Annotated in this window: 25 protein-coding genes; 15 read left to right on the forward strand and 10 right to left on the reverse strand. The window is 64.9% G+C overall.

The genetic code is table 11. The features are described 5' to 3' along the window. Position 1: 1 nt before the first annotated feature. From XH89_RS16575 to XH89_RS16585, 3 genes are all read right to left on the reverse strand, one after another. Entirely contained in the window at positions 2–823 is an 822-nt protein-coding gene (locus XH89_RS16575) for a DUF2182 domain-containing protein (protein ID WP_194468037.1), read from the reverse strand. A gap of 50 nt (positions 824–873) precedes the next feature. Further along, complete coding sequence (locus tag XH89_RS16580) at positions 874–1,503, reverse strand: DUF1326 domain-containing protein (protein WP_194468038.1); 630 nt, start codon at positions 1,501–1,503, stop codon at positions 874–876. A gap of 165 nt (positions 1,504–1,668) precedes the next feature. After that, positions 1,669–1,926, reverse strand: coding sequence for a hypothetical protein (locus XH89_RS16585; RefSeq protein WP_194468039.1), 258 nt, complete (start codon positions 1,924–1,926; stop codon positions 1,669–1,671). A gap of 275 nt (positions 1,927–2,201) precedes the next feature. On the opposite strand from XH89_RS16585, the gene XH89_RS16590 reads away from it, so the two are divergent. Beyond that, positions 2,202–2,576: a hypothetical protein gene (locus XH89_RS16590; RefSeq protein WP_194468040.1), complete on the forward strand. Its 375-nt coding sequence runs from the start codon at positions 2,202–2,204 to the stop codon at positions 2,574–2,576. Between the two features lie 12 nt (positions 2,577–2,588). Here XH89_RS16590 and XH89_RS16595 read toward each other — a convergent pair whose 3' ends face one another. Both XH89_RS16595 and XH89_RS16600 read right to left on the reverse strand, forming a co-directional pair. Continuing rightward, a complete protein-coding gene (locus XH89_RS16595; protein ID WP_194468041.1) occupies positions 2,589–3,851 on the reverse strand; it encodes a polysaccharide deacetylase family protein in 1,263 nt (420 codons plus the stop codon). 193 nt (positions 3,852–4,044) lie between these two features. Further along, entirely contained in the window at positions 4,045–4,851 is an 807-nt protein-coding gene (locus tag XH89_RS16600) for a polysaccharide deacetylase family protein (protein ID WP_194468042.1), read from the reverse strand. 71 nt (positions 4,852–4,922) lie between these two features. Between XH89_RS16600 and mgtE the strand changes: the two genes are divergently transcribed. The 4 genes from mgtE to XH89_RS16620 all read left to right on the forward strand — a co-directional run bounded on the left by mgtE (position 4,923) and on the right by XH89_RS16620 (position 8,851). Next, complete coding sequence (gene mgtE, locus XH89_RS16605) at positions 4,923–6,344, forward strand: magnesium transporter (RefSeq protein WP_194468043.1); 1,422 nt, start codon at positions 4,923–4,925, stop codon at positions 6,342–6,344. Between the two features lie 217 nt (positions 6,345–6,561). Continuing rightward, positions 6,562–6,873, forward strand: a complete 312-nt coding sequence (locus tag XH89_RS16610) for a DNA-binding transcriptional regulator (RefSeq protein ID WP_194468044.1) — start codon at positions 6,562–6,564, stop codon at positions 6,871–6,873. A gap of 135 nt (positions 6,874–7,008) precedes the next feature. Beyond that, on the forward strand, positions 7,009–7,827 hold the full coding sequence (locus XH89_RS16615; RefSeq protein WP_194468045.1) for an aldo/keto reductase: 819 nt from the start codon (positions 7,009–7,011) through the stop codon (positions 7,825–7,827). 49 nt (positions 7,828–7,876) lie between these two features. After that, positions 7,877–8,851, forward strand: a complete 975-nt coding sequence (locus tag XH89_RS16620) for a hypothetical protein (RefSeq protein WP_194468046.1) — start codon at positions 7,877–7,879, stop codon at positions 8,849–8,851. Positions 8,852–8,884: 33 nt separating this feature from the next. Here the strand turns inward: XH89_RS16620 and XH89_RS16625 are convergent, their stop codons facing one another. Both XH89_RS16625 and XH89_RS16630 read right to left on the reverse strand, forming a co-directional pair. Next, on the reverse strand, positions 8,885–9,763 hold the full coding sequence (locus tag XH89_RS16625; RefSeq protein WP_194468047.1) for a S9 family peptidase: 879 nt from the start codon (positions 9,761–9,763) through the stop codon (positions 8,885–8,887). Positions 9,764–10,663: 900 nt separating this feature from the next. Next, complete coding sequence (locus tag XH89_RS16630; RefSeq protein WP_194468048.1) at positions 10,664–11,380, reverse strand: DUF599 domain-containing protein; 717 nt, start codon at positions 11,378–11,380, stop codon at positions 10,664–10,666. 121 nt (positions 11,381–11,501) lie between these two features. Here XH89_RS16630 and XH89_RS16635 point away from each other — a divergent pair, with 121 nt between their 5' ends. The 5 genes from XH89_RS16635 (at position 11,502) to XH89_RS16655 (ending at position 14,696) form a co-directional block, all read left to right on the forward strand. After that, positions 11,502–12,164, forward strand: a complete 663-nt coding sequence (locus XH89_RS16635; RefSeq protein ID WP_194468049.1) for a glutathione S-transferase family protein — start codon at positions 11,502–11,504, stop codon at positions 12,162–12,164. Positions 12,165–12,299: 135 nt separating this feature from the next. Next, positions 12,300–12,668, forward strand: coding sequence for a YidB family protein (locus tag XH89_RS16640; protein WP_194468050.1), 369 nt, complete (start codon positions 12,300–12,302; stop codon positions 12,666–12,668). 205 nt (positions 12,669–12,873) lie between these two features. Then, positions 12,874–13,065, forward strand: a complete 192-nt coding sequence (locus XH89_RS16645; RefSeq protein WP_026312695.1) for a hypothetical protein — start codon at positions 12,874–12,876, stop codon at positions 13,063–13,065. A 158-nt stretch (positions 13,066–13,223) separates the two neighbouring features. Then, positions 13,224–14,213, forward strand: a complete 990-nt coding sequence (locus XH89_RS16650) for a hypothetical protein (RefSeq protein WP_194468051.1) — start codon at positions 13,224–13,226, stop codon at positions 14,211–14,213. Positions 14,214–14,255: 42 nt separating this feature from the next. Beyond that, a complete protein-coding gene (locus XH89_RS16655) occupies positions 14,256–14,696 on the forward strand; it encodes a DUF1489 family protein (RefSeq protein ID WP_194468052.1) in 441 nt (146 codons plus the stop codon). Here the strand turns inward: XH89_RS16655 and panC are convergent. Then, on the reverse strand, positions 14,693–15,544 hold the full coding sequence (gene panC / locus XH89_RS16660; RefSeq protein ID WP_194468053.1) for a pantoate--beta-alanine ligase: 852 nt from the start codon (positions 15,542–15,544) through the stop codon (positions 14,693–14,695). The genes XH89_RS16655 and panC overlap by 4 nt on opposite strands. Before the next feature lie 268 nt (positions 15,545–15,812). On the opposite strand from panC, the gene XH89_RS16665 reads away from it, so the two are divergent. From XH89_RS16665 to XH89_RS16680, 4 genes are all read left to right on the forward strand, one after another. Then, positions 15,813–16,736, forward strand: coding sequence for a division plane positioning ATPase MipZ (locus tag XH89_RS16665; protein WP_194468054.1), 924 nt, complete (start codon positions 15,813–15,815; stop codon positions 16,734–16,736). Between the two features lie 340 nt (positions 16,737–17,076). Beyond that, on the forward strand, positions 17,077–17,937 hold the full coding sequence (locus XH89_RS16670) for an alpha/beta fold hydrolase (RefSeq protein ID WP_194468055.1): 861 nt from the start codon (positions 17,077–17,079) through the stop codon (positions 17,935–17,937). Between the two features lie 127 nt (positions 17,938–18,064). After that, positions 18,065–18,823 carry a VWA domain-containing protein gene (locus XH89_RS16675; protein WP_194468056.1) on the forward strand — a complete coding sequence of 253 codons (759 nt, stop codon included), beginning with the start codon at positions 18,065–18,067 and terminating at the stop codon, positions 18,821–18,823. 59 nt (positions 18,824–18,882) lie between these two features. Further along, positions 18,883–19,608 (forward strand): DnaJ domain-containing protein, encoded by a 726-nt coding sequence (locus XH89_RS16680; protein WP_194468057.1) that lies wholly within the window; start codon positions 18,883–18,885, stop codon positions 19,606–19,608. A gap of 225 nt (positions 19,609–19,833) precedes the next feature. On the opposite strand, the gene XH89_RS16685 is transcribed toward XH89_RS16680, so the two are convergent. Continuing rightward, positions 19,834–21,654: a D-alanyl-D-alanine carboxypeptidase gene (locus XH89_RS16685; protein ID WP_194468058.1), complete on the reverse strand. Its 1,821-nt coding sequence runs from the start codon at positions 21,652–21,654 to the stop codon at positions 19,834–19,836. A gap of 390 nt (positions 21,655–22,044) precedes the next feature. On the opposite strand from XH89_RS16685, the gene XH89_RS16690 reads away from it, so the two are divergent. After that, entirely contained in the window at positions 22,045–22,383 is a 339-nt protein-coding gene (locus XH89_RS16690; RefSeq protein ID WP_194468059.1) for a phasin family protein, read from the forward strand. A gap of 56 nt (positions 22,384–22,439) precedes the next feature. Here the strand turns inward: XH89_RS16690 and XH89_RS16695 are convergent, their stop codons facing one another. Further along, positions 22,440–24,095: a pilus assembly protein gene (locus XH89_RS16695; RefSeq protein ID WP_194468060.1), complete on the reverse strand. Its 1,656-nt coding sequence runs from the start codon at positions 24,093–24,095 to the stop codon at positions 22,440–22,442. Between the last annotated feature and the right edge of the window lie 252 nt (positions 24,096–24,347).

Raw genomic sequence — 24,347 nt, forward strand, 5'->3', positions numbered from 1 at the left:
ATCACTGCGGCAAGGACACCAGCAGCCAGGCGCCTGCGGCCACGCATGCAATGCCGGCGGCACGCGCGATCCATCGTCCGACCGGCGTGAGTTTCTCCAGGAGAACAAGCAGCGCCAGCAGCGCAATCCAGAGCACGTTCATCACCCCGCCCACGAATAAGAGCGCCATCAACACCCAGCAGCAGCCGACACAATAGCCGCCGTGCCGAAACCCCAGCAGCAGGCAGCCTCGCGGGCTGTCGCGAAAGCCGCCATGGTCCATCAGGAACTTGAACGGCGACCGGCATTGGGCGAGGCAGACCTCCTTGAGCGGTGTCCATTGATAGAGTCCCGCCGCGATCAGCACGATGGCGCCGAGCAGGTTGCTGCCGATCACCATCCGCGAATCCAGCAGGGCCGCTCGTTCGATCGCCCATTGGAGGAAAGTGGCTGCCAGCGAGAAGCCGTTCCAGGCGAGGAGATAGCCGGCCGCAAACCAGCCGGTCGCGGCGAACGGCTTGCCCTGTGCTTTGCCCCGCCGGCCAACGCGGGCGTACATGAGGATCATGGGCGCTGCCGAGGGCGCCATCATGCCGACCATCATCACCGCCCACATCAGGAACACATACGCGAACTCAATCGCTCGCCACGGCTCGCTCGCCGGCATCATGATTCCGATGCCGGCCGGGATCATCCGGAACCCGGTCATGTCCATGCCGCCCATATCCATGTCGTTGGCGAGCCAGAGCACATAGCTCCATGCCAGTGCGACAATGATGCCGATGGCGCCGCCGACGACCCAGCGGTCGCGGCGCAGCACGGTTTCCAGGGCGCTGTCGGTCATTTGCGATGGACGTTGCCGGCCTCGTCGCAGGGCCGGTATCGGAAATTACATCAGGCCTGGTTCGACCAGCGGATCGGCGCATAAAGGCCGTTCCTGCCGGAATTATCCCAGTGCATGCCGTGATCGCTGAACGTGTTGCCGGCGGCGCCGACCGCCATGACCATCGCGTCGGGGCTCACGGGATGACCGATGTTCGCCCACATTTCGCCGCTCGGGTGCATGGTCGGCAACGGATCAACGGACATATGCAAAATACCCGGAATCTCCGCGGATCGCGTCTTGCCGTCGATCCGGAAGGTGATCGGGACCTTGCGCACGCCGAGGTTCTTGCTGATCAGCGGTGTGAACGCGGCCATCGGACCGCCGGCGGCGCCGGTGAAGATGGCAGCGAGAGCCTCGGTCTGAGAATCGTCGGCGCGCTGATCGATATAGGCGGCCACCGACCAATCTCCGTCTGCCATCACCCCGGGTGCGTGGAGGACGACCAGGACATTGAGTCCGTCGAGCGCGAGGTCGCCATAGCGACCGCTTTCGACGTGGAAGATCAACGGAACGTTGCAGAAGCCCTCGGTCGGTCGCGATGTCAGCGGGGGAGCCGCCGACACGAGGCAGGGACACACGAGGGCGCAGCTGCAGTTTTCGAAATAGTCACCGGAAAGGTGCCATGGGACATCCGCCATCGCTCTCTCCCGCCAGGTTGAACCCGATGGATTTCTCTCGAATGAACGACGTGTGGTCGGAAGCTACGCCGCGCGGCGAAGTCCCGCAAGCCGGAGCTCGGCCGACTTGCCGGAAAAAGCAACCGACCAGCTGGCCCCTTTAGTCCATTTCCGCAAGCGCGCCTCTCAGCCATATTCCTCGCCGATGCCGTATTCCCGGTAGATCTCGAGTGGATCGAGGTCGGGGAAGAGGCGGCATTTGGCCTGGGCCAGATGCAGGCTGACGGCCGCCGGCTCCTTGCCGTTCGACAACAGTTTGCGGATATCGTCCATATGCGCGCTCGGCTGGTGCTTTGCCTCGAGCTGCTCCAGTGCGACCAGGGCGGTCGCGAGCGCCTCGGTCAGAACCCAGTCGTCGTGGCCCGTGATTCCCTTCTTCGGCATCGGCAGACCCCAATCGGCAAGACTTCACCAGCAAGACTTCATCGGCAAGCCTTCGCCTGGTGCGGTGGCGGCACTCTACCGCAGCTTTCGTCGAATCTCCATCGAGCCGCACCGGGTGGGCGGCTTGGCGCGTGGAAGCGGGCGAGGGGGCCACGCTGTCGCTTGCATTATGGCGGGGCGTGGCTAAAAGGCGGCGGCGCGCGGGCGATGGTATCTTTGTTGAAACAAAGTTGGCGTAGACGGGCCTCGCGCGACCTCTCTCGGCTGGAGCCAGCATGGTCTTTCTAAGCTTCGTCTACCGCTTCCTGACCAATTTCGCGTTCATGGCGCTGGTCTATTTCAGCCTGAACTTCATGGAGAAGTACCAGAACCGGGCGATCCTCGCGATCCTGGTGCTGGTCTACGCCGGCATGCGCGCGGCCTCGACGCTGCGCGCCTTCTACTTCTTCCAGAAGATCGAGAAGCTGGAAGCCGAGACCAAGCGGCTTCAGGCGCCGATCAATGACGGCTCCGGCGGAACCAACGCGCGCAGGCAGATCATCACGGACGTCGCGCGGCTGCGCCGCGACGGCGAGCTCAAATCCTATATGGATCTGTTCTTCCTGGCGCTGATCGTGCTGCTCTGCGTCGCCAACATCATGCGGCAGTAACAGCGCTTAAGCTCAGGCCCGCTTCTTCACACTGGTGGCGACGCGGGTCGGGCGGGGTGCCGGCGTCCTGGCTTGAGCTGCGTGCCTCGGCGCGGCATGCGTAGCCGCGCGCGGTGCCTGCATCCTGCCCGCCTTGCCCTTGCCCGGATGCGGCGCCTCGGCCGCCATCGCCAGCCGCGTCGCGGCGCGCCGCGACAGGGTCGTCGACAGCAGCACCTCGACCGACCCCTCGGGGATCGCGAAGAGATCGCGGCTAGGAGCGGGCAGGGTCGCGGCGACATCGGCCTGTGCCATGGTCTTGCGCGGCAGCACGACCGGCTGGTGCGCGGTCTGCGCGTTGAGGTCAGCGAGGGCGGGGGCCGGCAGGCTGGCGGTCTGCGTGAACACGAAATTCGGCACTTGAGGCCAGCGCGCGATCGGCGTCGATTCCGTCGGCGGATGCAGCAGCCACTCCACCGGCGTGGTCGGCGTCGCCGGCTGGTCGGCGGTCGCGGGCACCACGTGCACGATGCGATAGCCGCGCGCCTTGAGGTCGCGGATGATCTTGGGCAGCGCCGCCACGGTGCGCGGCTGGATGTCGTGAAGCAGCAGGACGCCCTTGCCCTTGGCCTCCAGCCGCTGGATCGCGAGCTGGTAGACGCGATCGGGCGAGACGTGGCGCCAGTCATCGGCCGGGAAGTCGGCGCTCCACACCTGGATGCCGCGTGAGATCAGATAGTTCTCGACGCCGTCGGCGCGCATCAGACCGGGAATCCGGAAGAACGGCGCCAGTTTGGATGGGTCCGTCATTGCCGCCGAGGTCCACTCGATGCCGCCATTGATCTCGGCCTCGGCCTTCTCGATCGGCATTCTGTTCATCGTCAGCGGATGGGTCATGCTGTGCGTGCCGACGGTGTGGCCCGCGGCGACCAGCTTGCGCACGCCTTCCGGATTGGCCTTGGCCTGCTGACCGATGATGAAGAACGTCGCCTTGATGCACTCGCTGGCGAGGATCTGAAGCACCTGGTTGGAATATTTCGGCAGCGGACCGTCGTCGAAGGTGAGAACCACCTCGTGGTCCTTCAGCGGCAGCGTCTCGCGATACTGCATGGTGCCGATGCGCGGATGCTCGTGCGGGTCGACGACGAGGGTGCGGGAGGTACCGAGCGCATCGGGATGACCGGGGCAGTCAGCCGCAGACGCCGCCGGCGACGCGGCGGTCAGCAATCCGAAGAACACGCCACCAAGCAGGACGGTCAACGATCGCGTCCGGACAATAACGCTACTGCCGATCATGAACCCGGTCTGCCTCATCTACGTTGGCTGCGATATCCGTAGGTCGGAGGTGCCCGGAAACGGTTCAGACGCAAAGACCTTTTCCGCCCAAGGTCCCGTCCATGGCACCCCTCAATCATTGCATGGCCTAGCATGAACAGAGTGTTAATAGGGCTGAAATCACCCCATTTTGGTCAGACGTGACATTCCGGCATCAATGCGCGTCGGCATTGTTCGATGCTGTGCCTGCCGGGACCACGTGAACCACGTGAAAGCCGTTTTCTCTGAGGTATCGCAGGAAGGCCGGCATGATGGCGGCCGTGCGGGCCTTGGAATCGTGGAACAGGATGATGCCCTTGCCGGCCGCGGCCACGCGCTCGGTGATCAGCTTCAGTTCCTGTTCCGGCGTCATCTCGTTCCAGTCGCTGGCCCAGAAATCGGCGCCGAACACAACGATGCCGCGCGACTGCAGCAGATCGAGCTCGGCCGGCGTCGCTTCGAAATAGGGGAAGCGGAAGAATGGTGTCGAGGGCGTCGTGGTCGAGGCGCCATTCAGCGCCATCTCGTCGGCGGCGATGCCGCGGTCGATCTCGCTCCGAGCCTTGTCGGCCGGGATCCGCGCCATGAACGGATGTGACCAGGTGTGGTGGCCGATGGTGTGGCCCTCGCGCGCGATGCGCTTGACCATGTCAGGATGTTCGGACGCGTGCAGGCCGATCAGGAAGAAAGTCGCACGTACGCATTCCTGCGCCAGCGCCGCCAGCACCTTCGAGGTGGTCGGTGGATGCGGGCCGTCGTCGAAGGTCAGCACGACCTCGTGATCGGCAAGCTGCAGCGTCTGCGGAAAACTCTTCAGGCCGACGCGTGGCGTGCTCCTGGCATCGACGCTCAGCACCCGCGACGTGCCGAGCGCATCCTTGCGCGGGCAGTCTGCGGCTCCGGCCGCGGCACTCCCGATGAGGGCTGCGAGAGCCGCGCCCATCGTGACCGAGGTCCAGTTCGGTCGATGCATCTTTGCCATTGCGCTTGCGATTGCCTTGTGGGTATTGGCTGACCGTCAGCCCAAATCACCAACCTGTTGCGAGGCCCACCATGGATGAACAGATGGACGGCGCCGCCTCCGTCGAGGCCTCGGTACTCGACCACGTGCCGATGCGCAATGAAGACGGCGAAATCAGGCATGAATTCGTCGAGGAAATCGCCCATGCGATCGAGGCCGCCGACAGCGCCGCGCTGCGTGCCTGCGTCGCCGAGCTGCACGAAGCCGATCTCGGTGATCTCATCGCGGCGCTCGCGCCCGACGATCGTGTCCGCCTGGTCGAGCTGACCGGCGCCGACTTCGACTTCTCCGCGCTGAACGAGCTCGACGAGGGGGTGCGCGAGGAGATCCTCGACGAGCTGCCGCCCGAGACAGTGGCCGAGGGCGTCCGCGAGCTCGAATCCGACGACGCGGTCGAGCTGCTCGAGACCCTCGACGAGGACGAGCAGGAGGAGATCCTCGAGAAGCTGCCGTTGCAGGAGCGCGTCGCGCTCGAGCGCAGCCTGCTGTATCCGGAAAACTCCGCCGGACGGCGGATGCAGACCGAGTTCATCGCCGTGCCGCAGGATTTCACGGTGGGGCAGGCGATCGACTACATGCGCGACACGCCCGATCTGCCCGATCGCTTCTACGAGATCTATGTCGTCGACAAGGACCAGCACTGGCAGGGTGCGGTTCCGCTCGACGTGCTGCTCCGCGCCCGCCGTCCGGTGCCGCTCACCGAGCTGACCGACGAGGATCGCCGCCGCGTCTCCGTCTTGGAGGACCAGGAGGAGGTGGCGCGCATGTTCGGCAAGTACAACCTTGTCGCGGCTCCCGTGCTCGACACCCAGGACCGGCTCGTCGGCGTCATCACCGTTGACGACGTGGTCGATGTCATCGAGGAGGAGGCGGACGAGGACCTCAAGGCGCTCGGCGGCGTCACCAGCGACGAAGAGCTGTCGGACACGTTTCTCACCATTGCGCGCGGCCGCTTCAACTGGCTGCTGATCAACCTCGCCACCGCCTTCCTGGCGTCCTCCGTGCTCGGTCTGTTCGAGGGCCAGCTCGAGAAGATGGTGGCGCTCGCAGTGCTGGCGCCGATCGTGGCGAGCCAGGGCGGCAATGCCGCGACCCAGACCATGACGGTCGCAGTGCGCGCGCTCGCCACCCGCGAGCTCGGCTCCTCCAACGCTTGGCGCGTGGTGATCCGCGAGACGCTGGTCGGCCTCGTCAACGGCATTGGCTTTGCGGTGATCACGGGCATCGCCGCGGTGGCCTGGTTCAAGATCCCGGGCCTTGGCATCGTCATCGGGCTTGCGATCATCGTGAACCTCGTCGCCGGCGCGCTCGGCGGCATCCTGATCCCGATGGGGCTCGAACGCGTCAGGGCCGATCCGGCCGTGGCTTCCGGCACGTTCGTGACGACGGTGACGGACGTGGTCGGCTTCTTCTCCTTCCTCGGCATCGCCACGCTGTGGTTCGGGTTGAAGTAGGGGGCGTGGCAACTACGCTCTCGTGTCCCGGGCGCGCTGCAACGCTCTTTGGCGTTGCTGCGCAGAACCGGGACCCAGAAGGGCAGCAAACTCCGCGCTCAAATGGGCCCCGGCTCTGCGGCGCACCGCGAAGGCGCGCTGCGCCGCGTCCGGGGCACGCGACCATCTTTAATCCGACTTTAAGCGACCTGTCGCATCATCGCCTGCGCTTGGGGGAATGAGCATGCGCTTGCGGCTGAAGGCGGACGGACGGGTCGTTGAATTGCGGGACGGGCAAGAGCTTCCTGTCCAGCCGGCCCCGCCTGCAGTCGAGACTCGGCCGGTGGACGCCGGCTCGCTCGCGGTGCGCGATCTGCGCCGGCGCGCCTGTCTCACCCAGATGGAGTTTGCCGCCAAGCTCGGCGTGCCTGTCGAGACCATCCGCAACTGGGAGCAGGGCAAGCGCGCCCCGCGCGGCCCGGCCCGCGCCTTGCTGGCCGTGATCGCGCATGCGCCCGACACGGTATTCCAGGCGCTCGCCAAAGCCTGACCCGCGAACCTGCCATTCGCATTGCAGCTTAAGATGTGGACCCCGGGGCCGGCCTCGTCCGTTGCACTCTGGCGGACCCGGTCCATAATGACGTCGTTGACGAGTCTGGGGCTGCCGCAACAGAGAGGTTTCCTCATGCTGTTCGTCGAGGCCAATGGCGCAAAAATCCCGGCGATCGGGCTTGGGACCTGGGAGCTGGAGGGGCGCACCTGCGCCCGCGTGGTCGAGCAGGCGCTGCGGCTCGGCTACCGCCACATCGATACCGCCCAGGTCTATGACAACGAGCGCGAGGTCGGCGATGGCCTGCGCGCTTCCGGCGTCCGCCGCGACGATGTCTTCGTCACCACCAAGGTCTGGACCAACCATTTCGCGCCGCATGATCTCGAGCGGTCGATCAAGGAGAGCCTGGCGCGCTTGAGGCTTCCCTCCGTTGACCTCGTGCTGTTGCATTGGCCCAATCCGCACGTGCCGTTGGAGGAGACTCTAGGGGCGCTGGCGCATGCCAAGCGCATGGGCCTGACGAGCCACATCGGCGTCTCCAACTTTACGGTGGCCTTGATCGAGCAGGCGGTGGCGCTGTGCCCCGAGCCGCTGGTCTGCAACCAGGTCGAATACCACCCTTATCTGGACCAGACGAAGGTGAGGGCGGCCTGCGATCAGCACGGCATGGCGGTGGTCGCCTACAGCCCGATCGCCAAGGGGCGGATCAAGTCTGACCAGACGCTTGTGGCGATCGGCCACGCCCATCACAAGACGCCGGCGCAGGTCTGCCTGCGCTGGCTGGTGCAACAGAATGTGTCGGCCATTCCCAGGACATCGCGCGTCGAGCGTCTGTCGGAAAATATCGAGATCTTCGATTTCGAACTCTCGGACGACGAGATGGCCCAGATCTCCGCGCTGGCCAGCCCCAAGGGCCGCCTGACCGATTTCGGCTTCGCGCCGAAATGGGATTGAGGGGAGGCTGCGGTATGCTAGGAGCAGGCCGGCAACCCAAGATCGGGCGATGGAACTGCGGAAGATCATACGGACTGATATCGCGGCGTCAGCCATCGCGCATCTGACGCTGGTGGCGCTGATCATCGTGATCAGCGAAGTCCATCCGTTTCAATCTGCGCCGCCCGAGACCGTGACGGTCGATATCGTCACGCCAGAGCAGGTGAAACAGGAAGAGGCCAAAGCCGAAGAGAAGGCTCAGGAGGAGGCGAAGGAGAAACCGCCGGAGCCGCTTCCCGACCTGAAGCTGCCGAAGCTGGACCTCACCGACAAGCCGGACGCGGCGCCGAAGCCCGCGCCGGCCCAGAAGAAGGCGCCGCCGGAGCAGAAACAGGCCTCGCACGAGCCGCAGCAGAAGCAGCCTCAGCCGTCACAAACGGCGAAGCAGCAAGAGGCCAACGCCCAGCCGCAACCTCAGCCATCCCAGCCGCAGCAACAGCCACAGGTGCAGCCATCGCAGCTGCCGCCGCAACAGCCGCCGCCACCTCAGCCTCAGGCGGCGCAGCAGCCACCTCCGGCGACGCCGCAGCCGCAAGCTGCGCCGCCGGCCTATCAGGCGCCGGAGCCGGACGTCACGGTCAAATACGGCGTGTTGCTGGGCCTGCCGCCCGAATTGCCGCCCGAGCCGAAAGACGCGCCCAAGGATGACGGCGGCGATGCCAAGGATTCGATCGCAGCCAAGCTGCCGCCCGAGGTCATTGCCGAGCTTCGCCGTCACTTGAGGAGTTGTTCGAAACTGCCGGCGGGCGTTGCGCCGACCGACGCCGTACGCATCAAGCTGCGCGCGGTGCTCGCGACCGACGGCACGCTGGCGCGCGCGCCGATCCTGATCGCGGCCCCGCCATCCGCGAAGGGCGTGGCCATCGTGAAATCAGCGATGAGCGCGATGCAGGCCTGCCAGCCCTACAAGATGCTGCCCGTCGACAAATACGCCGAATGGCAGGTGATGGACCTGTCGTTCACGCCGGCGGATTTCGGGTCGTAGCTGGCTTGCAGGTTTCGCCTCGCCCGACCCGTCTTACGAATTGTGGCTTGCGAGCCAGGCGAATGCCGCCAGGATTCCCGGCAGTTGGAGGTCGTGGCGAAGCTTGCCGGACGCCGGCAGGAGGCGGTGCTCCACCGCGACGCCGACGCGGCGCAGCGCCTCGACATAGGCGGTCTGAACTGACGCCGACACGCGCTGATCGAGCGGATCGGTCAGTGCGATGATCTTCTCCGGAGGATGGCGGGCCACCTCGGCGACATGATCGATCGGGTCGAGGAAGTCGGCGTGTCCGGTGATGTCGGCGGTCCAGCCGTTCTCGCGATTGCGCCGTGCGACCGCTGTATTGCCCGAGGTGATCACCGCGCAGCCGATGTCGTCGCGGCGCGCGATCAGTGCGGCGACGAGATGACCGCCGCCGGATTGGCCGACGAGATTGAGCCGACGCCAGCCGAAATGTGCCTTGAGGCGGCTCAGCGCCGCATCCACCAGCGCGACCTCGCGCGGCCGGCGTCGGTCGAGATGGTGACCAGTCGACCCTAGGATGCCGGGACGTGCCAGATGGACATAGGGGCGATGGAAGCTGGCGCTGAATTGTTCTGCCAGCGCCTGCACGTCGTAGGCCGTCGTCGCGACGTACCATTCGTTGGCGACGACCTCGCCATCGCGTTTCTCCACGGCATCGCCGCGCAGGAAGATGACGGGATCATCAGGGGCGCCTTCGGGCGCAGCACCGTAGAATGCGAGAACGTCGGGCCTGCCGTCGACCTCGATCCGAACACGTCCCGGACCGTCGTTATCGGACGTAGTGAATTCGACGCCGCGAACCACATCGGCCCCGGAAAAAGGCGTGGTCGGCAGATCTGCAATGTTTGGAAAGCTGATCACGAGCAGAGTTGTCGGGGAGATACGCACGCAATGTCAAGTGGCGCGCGTGATCTCGGATTGCCCGACGGGCAAATCAGCCGGGCAGCTGTCAACCGACTCGCGCGAAAATATTCCACTTTACCGAAATTCGGAAATGGCGTATGTGTTGCCCATCCCGGCTCATCCTTGAGGGGCGATCGTACGTCGTCACGAATTGCGAGCCGGGCTTGCGGTGGCCGCGGCAGCGTTAGGCGCGAGAGGTGCGGGCAGGGCGGGTAGTCCCTGTGAGCCCGAAACCGCGTGCGGACGAACGGCGCTGTAAAGTTCGTCGCGCCAACATTTTTCCCGCAACGTCGACAGCGCGGGAAAACCCTGTGGCCGGCGAATGCGCGCACGGCAAAACCGTGTGGTCCCGGCCGTCGTAGCTACGGTCAAGCTTTCCGCGGAGGTGTGGAGCGTCCAACCGGATCAACCACATCGTCAATTCGCGGGGCGAGGGAGGCCAGAAGGAATTCGGCTCCCGGGAGAGCGCGGCATAAGCCGTCAAACCATCGCGCAGGGAAGGCCGTGTGTTGGGCTTCACCTGTATGCTGCTGTGCGGTCTTTTTGCGCTACATTTTCGCGCAGCGGACCGCGGGTGCCAGCCGGCACCCGGCCTTCCCTGCGCCCTCTTGGATAAGAGGGTGGAGTGATGAAACAAAGCTCGGGCGGATTGCGCCGCGAGGGCGCGAAGGCGTGTCTGCTGTGTGAGAATCGGAAGATCGATGAGGCAAGCTCAACTCTATATCCGTCACCCTGAGGTGCGCGCTCAGCGGCGCATCAGCGCCGTTGAGCGAGCCTCGAAGGGCGACGGCCCGGCTGCATCCCGGCCGTTCATCCTTCGAGGCTCCCGGCGCGATGCGATGCATCGTCCGGTGCGGTGCGCTGCAGAGCCGGGACACAAGGGCCTCAATGCCCCCGCTTCAGCCCCCCGTCGCCCGCAACCACCTCCGGACCCATCGCGGCCCAGGCGCTCGACGCGAACTGCCGCCGCCACGTCACCACCACCACGGCGGCCGTGGTCACGAACAGCACCCAGGGGCTGACGAACCAGCCGAGATAGCCGAGCGCGAAGAAAAAGGCGCGCTGGCCGCGGTTGAAGTGGCGGCCGGCGGATTCGAACACGCGCGTGGTGCGGATGACATGGGCCTCGGCCTCCGGCGTGTCGCGCTGCGAGGCCGGCGGCATGCCGCCATAGAGGATGGCGACATAGTTGAACAGGCGATAGGCCCAGGCAAATTTGAAGAAGGCGTAGACGCAGATCAGCACGAGACCGACGCATTTGAGCTCCCACAGCGCAGGCGAGGGGCTGAGATCGATCGGCAGCTTGCCCAGGATGGCGATTGCGTCGTTGGTGGCATGCAGCAGCGCCAGCGCGCCGCCGAGCGCGAACAGGCTGGTGGAGGCGAAGAAGGCGGTGCCGTTCTGGAGCGAGGCCATGATCTGCATGTCGACCATGCGTGCCTCGCGGTCGAGCAGGCGGCGCACCCAGACCTCGCGGTATCGGTTCATCCGCGCCGACAGGCTGTCGCGGCCATAGGCGGAATGCTCGAGCGTCGCAGCATAGGCCAGCCACTCGATGATAAAGAAGCCGACGGCGGTGATGTCGACCCAATGCCTGCTCATGTCTCTCTCCTCGCGAGCCATGACGATTGCCACGCATGGTTGGGGGCGGCAACGATTGATTGGCGGCAGGCGATGGCGTTAAAAGCAGCCGCACAGACGGACTTACGGAAGGACCAGGGACATGGCAGCGTTCAAGCTCGCGATCGGAAACAAGAACTACTCATCATGGTCGATGCGGCCCTGGCTCGCGCTTCGCGCCAACGACATCCCGTTCGTGGAGACAGTGATCCCGCTCTACACCGACAATCCCGCGGACAAGGAGCAGATCCTGTCCTTCAGCCGCGCCGGCAAGGTGCCGGTGCTGGTCGACGGTGACATCACGGTGTGGGATTCGCTTGCCATCATCGAGTTCATCGCCGAGCGCTATCCGGAGAAGAAGCTGTGGCCGGACGACGTCGCCGCCCGCGCCTTGGCCCGTTCGGTGTGCGCCGAGATGCATTCCGGCTTCATGGCCTTGCGCAGCGAATGCGGCATGAACCTGCACCGTCCCGTGCGTCCGGTGGCGCTGTCGGCGGACGCCAAGGCCAATGTCGCGCGCGTGCAGGAGATCTGGCGCACGTGCCGGACCCGCTACGGCGCAGGCGGGCCGTTCCTGTTCGGCCGCTTCAGTGCGGCGGATGCGATGTATGCTCCCGTCGTGCATCGCTTCCGGACCTACGCCATCGAGGTCACGCCGGAGACCAAGGCCTATATGGACGCGATGATGGCGATGCCGGCCTTCCAGGAATGGACCCGCGACGGCCTCGCCGAAACGCTTGTCATCGAAAAGTTCGAGAACGTGTGAACATGCGCATGACCGGAAGGAGCGGGGACCGGCTCTCCGCCAAGGTCATGCTCGCTTGAAATGTGATGGAGCGCCGCTTGACGGCATGCCGGCTCGCGGCGCTCAATCACGGAGAACAACGAAGAGGGGACGGCCATGGGAATTCTGGACTCGCTGGAGAACAATCCCGCACTACGCAGCGCGCTCGGCCAGCTTGGCGCCGCCGTCCTGCCGGCCGTTCTGAGCGAGGTGATGGGCAACAACAACCAGGGCGGCTTGGGGGCGATCGTCGCCAAGCTCCAGCAGGCGGGCTTTGGCGAGCAGGTCAAATCGTGGCTCGGCAACGGCCAGAACCTGCCGATCTCGGCCGACCAGCTCCGCGCCGTGCTCGGCAACGATACCGTCCGCCAGCTCGCCGCGCGCTATAACATCCCGGTCGACCAGCTCGGCGAGATCCTGGCTCAGGAGCTGCCCAAGGCCGTGGACCGGGCGAGCCCGGACGGCCATCTGCCCCCCGGCGCCTGAGCGGCTGGTTCCGACGGTATCACCGGATGCCCGGTGCGGCCCCTATCATCCTGAAAACACTGTGAGATTGGCGTATTTTCCGAGCCTGCATACTGCTGGCCAAAACGCCGCGCCGCGTGCTATAGGTCGGGTCGGGTATTCAGCCGGTCCGTCGCAGTGGGGACCCTGGGCACGGCCGGCGCTGTTTGAGTGATGGAGATGGGCGTTGAAGCATAAATTCCCCGTGGGAACGCGCGTATTGTTCACGGCCAGCAACGTCGCGCGCCCGGCTGCGAGTGGCTCGTATGAGGTCATTCGCCTGCTGCCGACGGAAGGCGACGACTGCCAGTACCGGATCAAGAGCTCCACTGAGGCCTTCGAACGGGTCGCCAAGGAAAGCCAGCTCGCGCTCTCGTAACGCGCAGACCACATGTACGCATTGACATTGCGGACGAATTTGCTCCGCTCGCCGTCAAAAGGCCCGCTTCGCCTTGGCAAGGTGGGCCCCGGGGGCAGCTGCCGGTTCGCGGTGCTCGCTTGACCATCAGCTCTTTGCTCGCGTGAGGGACATCGCGCATGGACTGGGCATGGGCCTCGTCGCTCGACCAAATCTGGCGCTCGCCGGCGTTCCCGATGTGGATGACGCTGGCCGCTGCCGGCTTCTTCGGGTTGATTCTGCTGATCACGCTCCTGCGGGCCGAGAAATCGGTCGCCAACGGCGCGCTGACCGTCATCACGCTGCTCTCGATCGGCATCGCCGTGGCCGCGACTATGCGCATCTATGGTCCGATCGGTCACGAAACCTCGACGGTTGAAGCCGGCACTCAAGCCACGATGACCGCGACCCTTCCGGCGCTCGCCTGCCTCGACGATCTCGCCGGCGATGCCGTCGCGATCGGCTGCGAGAAGGCGCTGTTCGGTGCGCCGGATGCGGCGGCTGCCGCTGTCGCCTACACTGCGGCCCGGATCGACCGGCTGACCGCGCTCGGCGACGCCGCGAGTGCCAGCAAGAGCCTGACGCTGGACATGAAGGTGCTGCGCAAGGCGCTGGAGCGCGATCGCTATGGCCTCGTCGCCCAGGTGCTGGTTGCGCGCGACGGCTGCACGCAGTTCGACTGCGCCGCGTTCCGCTCGCTGACGGATCAGCAGCAGGTGGCTGCCAACATGGAGTCCCACCTCTACGATCAGCTGGTCGGGCGCTACGCGCCGACCTGGAATTCGCCCACGGCGGCGCCCGGAGCGTTGCCGCCCAATCCGATCGCGGCGTTGCCGCCGTCGATGCCGACGGGCAAGCCGACCAATGCCGAGTTCCCGAGCGCCTCGTCGACCCCGCCGGTGAGCATCATGAATCCGGAGCCGCCGACGGCGGCCACACGTCAGGCGCCGGCCGCCAATGCGGCCGCAGCGCCGGCGCCACGTGCCCCGGCAGCAACCTCGGCACAGGCCACCCCGCCTGCGGCACCAAAAAAGCCGCCAGCGCCGAAGGCTGCGCGCGCACCTGCCGCCGCGCCGGTTCCGCTCGCACCGCCGCCGGCTTCGGCTCCCGCGGCTGCGGATAACAACTAGTTCGGCTTTGAAAACCTGCGCACGGCCCGCTAATGCTGGGCCATGCCACTCCATCTGATCAAGCTTGCCGTCGGCTGCGACTCCGTCAAGGAATTGAAGGAGTGGGTGGCCGAACGGATGCAGACGGCCAAGAAAAAAGGCCTGCCGCAACACCACATCCACATCACGCGGATGGTGCCCAAGCGCGATGCCGAGATTCTCGCGGGCGGCTCGCTCTATTGGGTCATCAAGGGCGAGATTGCCGCGCGCGAGAAGATCATCGGCATCGAGCCGTTCCGCGACAAGGACGGCATCGGCCGGTGCCGGATCGTGATGCAGCCGAAGGTGATCTCGGTGTCGCCCCGGCCGATGCGCCCGTTCCAGGGCTGGCGCTATCTCACGGACGATTCCGTGCCGCCCGATCTCGGCAAGTCCGCCGCAGGCAGCATCGCGGCCATGCCGGAGCCGATGCGGCGCGAGCTGCGCGACCTCGGGCTGCTCTAGACCACGATATTATCGATCAGTCGCGTCGCGCCGAGCTTGGCTGCGACCAGAATCCGCAGCGGCCCGTCCTTGCGCGAGGTGACCGGCGCCAGCGTCTCGGCGTGCCGCGCCTCGAAATAATCGAGCGCAAAGCCGGCCGCCTTGATCATCTCGGCGCCGCGCGCCATCGCGCCGGCGATGGCTTTGCCGGCCCGGATCTGCCCGGCACTGTCCCTCATGGCGCGGTAGAGGGTGGTCGCGATCTGACGCTCCTCGACCGAGAGGTAGACGTTGCGCGAGGACATCGCGAGGCCGCCGCGCTCGCGCACCGTGCGGGAGCCGATCACCTTGACGCCGAGGTCGAGATCCCGCGCCATCTGCGTCACCACCCGCAATTGCTGAAAGTCCTTCTCGCCGAAGATCGCAAAGTCCGGCCGGCACTGCGTGAACAGCTTGCCGACGACGGTGGCGACACCGCCGAAGAAGTGCGGCCGGAAGCGGTCTTCGAGGCCGGCCAGCGCCGGCCCCTCCGGCACGATGCGGGTGGCAAAGCCGTCCGGGTACATCGCCTCGACGCCGGGATGCCAGACGATATCGACGCCCTCGGCCGTGAGCTTGGCAATGTCGGACTTCCAGGTTCGCGGATGGGCGCCGAAATCCTCTGACGGGGCGAACTGAGTCGGGTTCACGAAGATCGACACGACGACGCGGCTGGCGCGCCGTTTGGCGAGGCGCACCAGCGACACATGCCCGTCATGGAGGGCCCCCATGGTCGGCACCAGCGCGATCGTGGCCTTTCGCTTGCGAAGATTGTCGACGGCGCGTCGCAGAGCGGGCACCGTGCGGGCGATCAGGGGGCTTCGTGACATCAGGACTCGGCAAGGTTGGGGGAGGGACGCAGGCAGCTAACCTTAACAAGCGGCGGTCGTGGACGCCATGCATCGACATCAGGCACAGCCTCTCGCGCTGTGCCGCGCAGGATGTCATCGACATCGTGGGCTGAATCACAGACCAAAGGTGACGGCGCGATTCATGATGAAGAGCTACGCACATCGATTTGCATTTCCTGTCACGCATTTCACTTGACCGCAGAGGCGGCCAACTTGAAGATATTGCTTAGGGGTGTTGAGGATCGCCATGCTTGTGCAGGCCAGCCAAAGCCAATCCGGCTCGGCACACGTCGTTGTGCTCGGCAATGAGAAGGGCGGCTCCGGCAAATCGACCACCGCCTTGCACATCGCAGTTGCGCTGCTGAAGGCCGGCCAGCGCGTCGCCACCATCGACCTCGACTGCCGCCAGCAAAGCTTCACCCACTACATCAACAACCGCTCCGCCTGGGCGCGCCGCACCAAGCTCGATCTCGCGCTTCCGGTGCATAGCTGCATCAAGCTCGGCGAGACCATGCAGATCGCCGAGAACGAGAATTCCGAGTTCCAGCAGTTCATGGAGGCGGTCTCGGCGGTCGAGAGCAGCTTCGACTTCATCGTCATCGATACGCCCGGCACCGACAGCTATCTGATGCGCCTTGCGCATTCGATGGCCGACACGCTGGTGACCCCGATCAACGACAGCTTCCTCGACTTCGACGTGCTCGGCACCGTCGATCCCGCCAACTACGCGGTGACGGGCGAGAGCCATTACGCGGAGATGGTGCGCGACGTCCGGCGCAAGCGCCGCCAGCTCGACGGTTCGACGACCGACTGGATCGTGGTGCGCAACCGCCTGTCGATGCTTGGCTCCCGCAACAAGCAGCTCGTCGCCGACGGGCTGAAGGATCTGTCGTTGCGGCTCGGCTTCCGCTACGTCGACGGTTTCGCCGAACGCGTCGTCTACCGCGAGTTCTTCCCCCGCGGCCTGACGGCGCTCGACGAAATCGACGAGGCAACGCTCGGCATGCGGCCCAATCTCGGCCATCTCACCGCGCGGGAAGAGGTGATGGGCCTGCTTCGCCAGCTCAAGCTGCCGCTCGACGAGCGCGGGCGGCGCCGTGCGGCAAATCGCGCCGAGTGGTTCAGCCAGGTGGACAAGCCGCTCGAGCTCCACGACATCCTCGGCGCCTAGCCGGGATACGCCGCGACTTCCGGTCGATCAGAGCAGCGTTCCCGCGGGAACCGAGCGCGGGCAAAGTCGTTTTCACTGGGAATTCGCGAGGAAACTGAACCTGATCGTCACGGGTTGCGTCGGATGGGTCACCTGCATCCGGACGTAGCGGTATCAGAACAGGGTGCTCAGCAAACGTGTGCGCCGCACAATGAAAGGGCTGCCGGATCACAATATTTAGCCTTCCTGTCACGCGCCTGTGACATATATTAGGGAATAGGCGCGAAGGAGCCGAAGAGCTCCTCGAACAACACGATTTTCAACAGGGATCAGGTCGGACGGCCTGAGGCTGAGGACGAAAATGAAGCGTGGAATTGCCGTTCTGGTTTCGGTCGGAGCCCTCTGCGGGATCGCCTATTTCACGGCGAGCAAGTGGGCCATCAAGCATGAGACCATCACCTTTTACGATGCTTCGCGCGACAATCGTCCCGTGCCAGTCGACATCGCGATCCGTCGTGACAAGGAAATGCAGGCCAATGCCGGTATGATTACCCTGCCGGTTGCCGTCATCAATCATGGCAATACCGTCAAGAACACCGAATACGGCTTCCTCGCCAACGTCTTTGCTGCGCGCGGCTATCTCGTGGTCAGCCCGCAGCACGATCTGCCGACCGATCCGCCGATGGTGACCAAGCCCGGCGAGCTCTATGTGGGCCGCCTGCCGCAGATCCTGCGCGGCGTCGCCAACATCCATCTGGCGATGCAGGAGATGAGGAAGGTTCAGCCCAACGCTGACTACACCAAGGTGACGATGGTCGGCCATTCCATGGGCGGCGACATCACGATGTACTTCGCCAAGCAGTATCCGGATGAGGTCAAGAAGGTCGTGACGCTGGATAATCTCCGGGTGCCGTTCGTGACCGCCGGCAAGTTCAAGATCCTGTCGTTCCGTTCTCATGATCCGCAGTTCAAGACCGATCCGGGCGTGATCCCGACCGACGAGGAGTGCGAGAAGGCTGGTATTCAGGTCGTGAAGACGGACTTCCAGCACAACGACATGCGCGATACCGGCCCGGATGATGCCAAGAACTCGATCCAGGGCATGCTCGATAAATTCCTGAGCGACACCGACAGCGCCATCGCGCCGGTCGACACCCGTTCGGCTCCGCCCAAGATCCTGGAGCCCGGTCCGGTCGCCCTGATGGCGCCAGCCAAGAGCTGACCTTTTCGCCCAAAGTTCGAACAAGTCGCAAAAGCCTCCGCCGGCTCCCGCCTGCGGAGGCTTTGCACATTGACCGGGCAGGGGACGCTATCCACATGAGGGGCGTGAGATCACGTGCGGCCCCCAAATGTCCGGCGATCCCCTCAAACCGCGCAATAGCGATGCGGTCTCGGCGCCAGCCGAAAGCGACGCCGCGTTGCCGCAGGCGAAGACGTCGACTGCGGAGGACGTCGCTGCCTTCGTCGCCAAGGCGCGCGCCCTATCGCCGCATGCACCGGGCGCGAAGGGCCGTTTGATCTTCGCGCTGGATGCGACGATGAGCCGGCAGCCGACCTGGGACATGGCCTGCGCGCTTCAGGCCGACATGTTTCGCGAGGCTGCGGCGCTCGGCAGCCTCGACATCCGGCTCGTCTATTATCGCGGCTACAACGAATGCCGCGCCACCGGGTGGATTTCTGACAGCGGCAAGCTTGCGACGCTGATGAGCAAGATCGATTGCCGCGGTGGCGACACGCAGATTGGCAGAGTGCTGACCGACGCGCGGCGCGAGGCGGTCGCATCGGGCGTGCGGGCCGTGGTCTTCGTCGGCGACGCCATGGAGGAGAAGGTCGACGCGCTCTGCGCCAAGGCTGGCGAACTCGGCATGCTGAAGGTGCCCGTGTTCCTGTTTCAGGAAGGCCACGATGCGGTCGCCGAGCAGGCGTTTCGCGAGATCGCGCGTCTGACGGGTGGCGCCTGGTGCCGGTTCGATCCGGGCGCGGCGGCGCAGCTGCGCGAGCTGCTGCGGGCTGCTGCGGCCTACGCTGCCGGCGGCCGCGAGGCGCTGTTGAGACTCGCGAAAACGGGCAGCGGCGCGGCGCGGCTCATCGGACAGATGAAGTCGTAGCTCAAGCCGGTCGAGGCGGACGCCATGTATTTTGCCGGAAGGGCGACTATAGTCTCGCTATGACTCTGATCGCCGGCGTTGTCGCCGTTATCACACTCTATCTGCTGCTCCAGATGTTCCGCGCGGCCAATCCGGCGGTGCTGGCGCGCGCCATCAAGCTCGGCGGCGGCGTGGTCGCGCTCGCGGTCGCCGCCTTCACCGGCTTGAGGGGCGAGCTGGCGGTGGCGATCCCGCTCGGAATTTTCGGGGCCGGACTGCTCGGCTGGACGCCGCTCGCAAATGCGGGGTTCGGCAATATCGGCGGCTTGTTTGGCGGTGGCGCAACGCGCCCGTCCGGCCAGACTTCGCGCGTCCGCTCGCAATTCCTGGACATGCGACTGGATCACGAGTCCGGCCAGCTGTCCGGCCAGATCGTGGCCGGACCTCACGCCGGACGCAGTCTCGACGAGTTCGATCTTGCAGGCCTGCTGGCAATAGTCCCGACGCTCGACGCCGAGAGCGTGGCCTTACTTGAAAGCTATCTGGACCGCCGGTTTCCCGCTTGGCGTCAGAACGCGCAAGGCGACGCGGCAGGGCGGCAGCGCCGCACGGCGGCGAGCGGCAAAATGACGGCGGAGGAGGCCTATCAGATCCTTGGCTTGCAGCCGGGAGCGGGGCGCGACGACATCAGCCGGGCGCACAAGTCCCTCATGAAGAAACTGCATCCCGACCAGGGGGGCTCGACGTACCTCGCTGCCCGGGTAAACGAGGCCAAGGATACTCTGCTTCGTACGCATAACGGCTAACTCCGGCACCACGCCACAAACGCCCGTACCGCGTGCGCTCCGCTTGGCTCTGTTTGCCGTCGCCCCGTTGCCCGCCATTGTCGGCGTGGTCGATCCCTTGAGCAAAGTCTTAACCGTAAATTCTTGACGAGAGGTTGTCGTGGAACAGCTTCCGGCGCCACCGCATCCCCAAAACAAAAATGCCCGCGCAAGGCGCGGGCATTTTGTTGGGCGGGATCAGAGAGATCAGTTGCGAACGGTCATGCAGGAGATGTCGGCACGCTTGAGCGTCCGGCACACCGCTTCGGCCTGATCCCGCTCGAGCCCGGCGAAGCGGGCGCGGTAGAGCTTGCGATTGTCACGGGCGACGACCGGCTCGGTGAACGGATCGGCCCTGCTGAGCAGGCCGCGGGCCGAACTGCGCGCGGCTTCAATTCGCTGCTGCGCCTCGCTCTCGCTCTCGAGCGCTCCGACCTGGACGATCCAGCCGCTATGGGTGACGACCGGCTTGGTGGTGGCGCTCATCTGGATCGGCTGCGGGGCCGGGTCGGCGGAGGCCAGCTTGGCGGCCGGGGCGGGCGCCGGGGCAGCCGCGCTCGCCGCCGGCAGCACGCCGAGGATGCCGTTGCCGGTGCCGAAGCCCGCCGGCTGCTGCGGTAGTTCGGTACGGGCGGCCTCGGACCTGACCGGCTCCGGCTTGTTGATGACATCAGCCCGCGCGACGACAGCTCCGGAGGTCTCGGCGACGTCGTTGCGGGGCGAAATCGTGTTGGTGACCTGCGGGGCAACTTGCGTCGGCGTGGCGGACGCAACCTTCACCGCACCGGCCTTGACCTGAACCGTCTTGACCCGGACCGGCTTCATCGGCTCGGACGAACCCGGGATCAGGGCGAGCGGCTGGCTTGTGATCACGCCATTGGTGAGCGGCGCGGGCTCGATCTTGGACTCGGCGGGCTTGGCTTCAGGCTTGGCCTGAACCGGGGGCATCGCGGCGGTCGCAGCGGCGAGCGTCGACAGTCGCGAGGTGAAACGCGGGGCGGCAGCCTCAGCAACAGGAGCGGCCGCGACCTGGACCGGCGGTGTCGGGCGAGCCGGGGTATCCGATGCGTCGGCGACCTCGGTGCTGGCGTCGGCGCTGTTGCGCTCGGTCACCGCGGCAACCGTGTGGCTGGTTGCGCCCTTCTCGAGGTTCTCCGCGAGCAGGTTGCGCATGATGGCGTCGCGTGAGCCGCCGCTGCGGCCACCCAGCACGACGCCGATCAGATGACGGTTGCCGCGACGCATCGAGGTCACGAGGTTGAAGCCGGAAGCGCGCGTATAGCCGGTCTTGATGCCGTCAACACCTTCGACGCTGCCGAGCAGGTGATTGTGGTTGCGGATCGACTCGCCGCGCCAGTTGAACGTCGTGGTCGAGAAATAGCGATAATAGCGCGGGAAGCGCTCCTGGATGGCGCGGCCGAGCGTCGCCTGGTCGCGCGCAGTGGTAACTTGCTCGTCGTTGGGTAGGCCGTTGGCGTTGCGATAGACCGTCTTGGACATGCCGAGGGCGCGCGCCTTGCGCGTCATCATCGCAGCGAAATCGTCCTCGTCGCCTGCGATCGCTTCCGCGATCACGACGGCGGCGTCGTTGGCGGAGCGGGTGACGAGGCCCTTGATCGCGTCCTCGACGCGGATGGTCTGACCGGCACGCAGGTTGAGCTTGGTCGGATCCTGGTCGGCGGCGTGCTGGGACACCGGCATCTCGGTGTCGAGCTTCATCTTGCCGGACTCAAGACGCTCGAACAGCAGATAGAGCGTCATGATCTTGGTGAGCGAGGCGGGATGGCGCAGCCCGTCGGGGCTGGTCGCCTGAAGCACTGCGCCGGAATTGCCGTCGACGATGATCGACGCGAATTGCGGGCTGTAGCTCTCGGACGCATCGCTATGCACCCGGTGGTGCGCGTAGTGGCGCCGATAGCGTCGCGCGTCCGCGGCGTTGGTCGTGAAAATGACGGCTGTGGTGACCGTAAAAAGCCCGAAAACGCCAACCCGCGCCAAGCGCGAGGAAGACCAGTTGCTACGAAGCATGGAACCCCGTCCCCGTTTGTGACTTGATCACCGGCTCGTGAGGCGAAATTGTGCCCTGCGGACCCGGGATCATTACCTGCTCAGGCTGCCCCTTCCGCTGATGCTCACCGCGAGGGACGTTGGGCCTGAGCCGCTGTTCTGGCTAAGGTGATGTTCTCAAACGGCTTTTGACCGTCTGCGGAAGGCGAACATTTCCAGGGAATCAGGGTAGGGGCCCCCGGTTTCCAAATGCTTAAGGAACCCTTGCGGGAAAGCCCGGGAATCTCGATAACTTGCAGCGATTCTTGTGCGTCGCACAAAAAATCTTGACATTTTTGTGCATTGCACTAATTATGAGCAGAGTCAGGGAGCCGGGGCTTCCGGACGAGAGCCAGGGAAAAGGATTCCAAGATGTTCAAGGTTGAAGACTTTCAGAACTACGGGAAAGAGCATTTCGAGAGCTGCGTTGCTTCCGCGACCTCGGTGCAGCAGGGCCTCCAGGCAATCGCCAGCGCCTATGGCGACTACACCAAGAAGTCTTTCGAGGACACCAAGTCGTTCGTCGAGAAGCTTTCCGGCGTGAAGTCGCTGGACAAGGCGCTCGAAGCGCAGACCGACTTTGCGCGCTCCGCCTACGAGACCTTTGTCGCGGAAACGCAGAAGATCGCCGGCCTCTACAGCGACCTCGCCAAGCAGGCGTTCAAGCCGGTCGAGACCGTCGTGTCGAAGTTCACCCCGGCCGCCCAGTAATTCGTTCGACAAGTTCTGGAATCAGGAAAGCCCGGCTGGTTCAGCCGGGCTTTCTCTTATCTCGCCAGCCGCAGCTTGCTAAGAGCGGTCCCGATCGTGTTGAACGTGGTCACAATCTGGGTCGAGCTGGTGAGCATGTAGAACTTGTCCGGGCTGCTCGCACAGTATTTCAGGATCGTCGACGTGGGATCGGCGGGCGAACTCGTGTTCACCTGGATCGTGTAGATCGTGTACATCGGTGCGCCGCTGGCGTCCCTGGCGTTGTGCAGACTGTCGCACAGGACCTGCTGCCTGGCGTCGATCGAGCCGGGGAAGGTGCTGTTGCCGTAAGTGGTTGTCTGGCTGCTCCCGTCGCCGTAGGCTGGCCAGCGGTTCTCGGTGTTCAGGCCATCGGATAGCAGGATGATGACCCTGTTGTAGGTGGTGCCGCTGGTGGTGCTTTCCGCGGGCGCGTTCAACGGAGCGGTCTGCAAGAGCGAGAGCCATCCCCAGGCCAGACCGATCACCTGATTGGTGCCGCCGGTTGGCTGCATTGCGTTGACCGCGGTCTTGAGTGCGCTCCAATCATAGCTCAGCGGGATGATCGGCTCGAGCTTGGTCGAAGCGCTGCTGCTGCAAAAGGAAGTGGCGTTCTCGTAATATTGCTCCGCCGGGAACAAGGTGGCGACAGTGCTTGCGTTCGGCGCCGTGGACTGCGCGTCGTAAGGCTGGGTCCGATCCGTAATGCATCCGCTCCACGTCGAGTGGGAATTCGGGATCCACGTGTGCGTATACGTTGAGCCGGATGCCACGCTGTTATAACAGCCGTTGATCAAATAGTGGTACTTGTACCAGCCACTGCCGTTGGTGCCGGGGCAGATCAGCCCTTTATTCGAGCCCGAGTTCGGGATGGTAGTGACCGCCGATGTGCTGCCCGGGCCGTTCACGCAAGTGAAGCCATTGGTTGACATGGTCCACGGGCAGTTCGAGCCCGGTCCGATGTTCGACCAATTTGAGGGTTTGGACGACACGAGGTCCGGCGCCTCCGCCTCCCAGCTCGTCCAATCGATCCAGCTCTGTCCGTAGTTGCTGGATCCGACATTCACATCCTTGGCAAACGGGATGACCGAAATATAAACGTCGCCGTTGTTCTTGCTGAGTGCGCTGAGCTGATCGATCAGGCCGCCAGATCCGGCCACGGCGTTTCTTAGCGCCGTAATCTTGCCGTCCTGGGCCATCGATCCCGTGTTGTCGAGCACCAGCGCCACGCGCATCTTCGCGTTGCCCCAGGTAGAGGTCGAGGTGGTGTTGAAGCCGAGCGTCGGATAGCCGGCAATCTGCATGAAGTCGGAATTGATGTAACCGGAGCCGTTCAGCAGCAGGGTGGCTGGCGCACTCGTCGTGGCGGCCGTGTAGGTGGGGGTAATGGTGACACCTTTCGCCTCGGTATCGGCATAGAGGCCCGAGAAGTAGCTCTGCGCCTTCGTGCTGATGTCCGAGGTCGTGATCGTTCCCGCCGTCAAATCCTTGGACAGCATCAGTGTGGTGGAGTCGAGGGCGGCTTGCATCGCCGAGCGTGCGCGGGAAGCGCGGGAATAGTCGATAGCGGCGCCGACGAAGCCCAGGACGGGGACGAGCGCGATGGCGAAGATCACGGCAATATTGCCTTGCTCGGCCCCGGCGAAACGGACGAGCTGTCGTCCAGCGCGGCTGACAGCGAGCGAGCGAAACATGGCGATCCCCGAGATCTGTGGTTCTGCCCGATTTCACGCCACAACCTTGAAGGGTGGGTAAATCGAACCGTAGAAAAACGGGAAATCTCGCGCCAAATTACCGCAGTCACCGTCCGCGTCAGGTTCCTGGTCAACATGTTCTGAACACGTTGACGGGAAATTTTTGTCAAATCGGTCCGGATTGATTAACCTTGTCCAAGATCGCCCGGACCGGGAATCGGGACCGCCGCGGCCGTATCGGCTGGAGCTCGG

This window comes from Bradyrhizobium sp. CCBAU 53340 (genome assembly GCF_015291645.1).
GTDB lineage: Bacteria > Pseudomonadota > Alphaproteobacteria > Rhizobiales > Xanthobacteraceae > Bradyrhizobium.

Bases quoted from the DNA above. Each gene is read 5' to 3' on its own strand.
- XH89_RS16575 (WP_194468037.1), bottom strand. From the start codon at position 823: ATGACCGACAGCGCCCTGGAAACCGTGCTGCGCCGCGACCGCTGGGTC.
- XH89_RS16580 (WP_194468038.1), bottom strand. From the start codon at position 1,503: ATGGCGGATGTCCCATGGCACCTTTCCGGTGACTATTTCGAAAACTGC.
- XH89_RS16585 (WP_194468039.1), bottom strand. From the start codon at position 1,926: ATGCCGAAGAAGGGAATCACGGGCCACGACGACTGGGTTCTGACCGAG.
- XH89_RS16590 (WP_194468040.1), top strand. From the start codon at position 2,202: ATGGTCTTTCTAAGCTTCGTCTACCGCTTCCTGACCAATTTCGCGTTC.
- XH89_RS16595 (WP_194468041.1), bottom strand. From the start codon at position 3,851: ATGATCGGCAGTAGCGTTATTGTCCGGACGCGATCGTTGACCGTCCTG.
- XH89_RS16600 (WP_194468042.1), bottom strand. From the start codon at position 4,851: ATGGCAAAGATGCATCGACCGAACTGGACCTCGGTCACGATGGGCGCG.
- mgtE (WP_194468043.1), top strand. From the start codon at position 4,923: ATGGATGAACAGATGGACGGCGCCGCCTCCGTCGAGGCCTCGGTACTC.
- XH89_RS16610 (WP_194468044.1), top strand. From the start codon at position 6,562: ATGAGCATGCGCTTGCGGCTGAAGGCGGACGGACGGGTCGTTGAATTG.
- XH89_RS16615 (WP_194468045.1), top strand. From the start codon at position 7,009: ATGCTGTTCGTCGAGGCCAATGGCGCAAAAATCCCGGCGATCGGGCTT.
- XH89_RS16620 (WP_194468046.1), top strand. From the start codon at position 7,877: ATGGAACTGCGGAAGATCATACGGACTGATATCGCGGCGTCAGCCATC.
- XH89_RS16630 (WP_194468048.1), bottom strand. From the start codon at position 11,380: ATGAGCAGGCATTGGGTCGACATCACCGCCGTCGGCTTCTTTATCATC.
- XH89_RS16635 (WP_194468049.1), top strand. From the start codon at position 11,502: ATGGCAGCGTTCAAGCTCGCGATCGGAAACAAGAACTACTCATCATGG.
- XH89_RS16640 (WP_194468050.1), top strand. From the start codon at position 12,300: ATGGGAATTCTGGACTCGCTGGAGAACAATCCCGCACTACGCAGCGCG.
- XH89_RS16650 (WP_194468051.1), top strand. From the start codon at position 13,224: ATGGACTGGGCATGGGCCTCGTCGCTCGACCAAATCTGGCGCTCGCCG.
- XH89_RS16655 (WP_194468052.1), top strand. From the start codon at position 14,256: ATGCCACTCCATCTGATCAAGCTTGCCGTCGGCTGCGACTCCGTCAAG.
- panC (WP_194468053.1), bottom strand. From the start codon at position 15,544: ATGTCACGAAGCCCCCTGATCGCCCGCACGGTGCCCGCTCTGCGACGC.
- XH89_RS16665 (WP_194468054.1), top strand. From the start codon at position 15,813: ATGCTTGTGCAGGCCAGCCAAAGCCAATCCGGCTCGGCACACGTCGTT.
- XH89_RS16670 (WP_194468055.1), top strand. From the start codon at position 17,077: ATGAAGCGTGGAATTGCCGTTCTGGTTTCGGTCGGAGCCCTCTGCGGG.
- XH89_RS16675 (WP_194468056.1), top strand. From the start codon at position 18,065: ATGTCCGGCGATCCCCTCAAACCGCGCAATAGCGATGCGGTCTCGGCG.
- XH89_RS16680 (WP_194468057.1), top strand. From the start codon at position 18,883: ATGACTCTGATCGCCGGCGTTGTCGCCGTTATCACACTCTATCTGCTG.
- XH89_RS16685 (WP_194468058.1), bottom strand. From the start codon at position 21,654: ATGCTTCGTAGCAACTGGTCTTCCTCGCGCTTGGCGCGGGTTGGCGTT.
- XH89_RS16690 (WP_194468059.1), top strand. From the start codon at position 22,045: ATGTTCAAGGTTGAAGACTTTCAGAACTACGGGAAAGAGCATTTCGAG.
- XH89_RS16695 (WP_194468060.1), bottom strand. From the start codon at position 24,095: ATGTTTCGCTCGCTCGCTGTCAGCCGCGCTGGACGACAGCTCGTCCGT.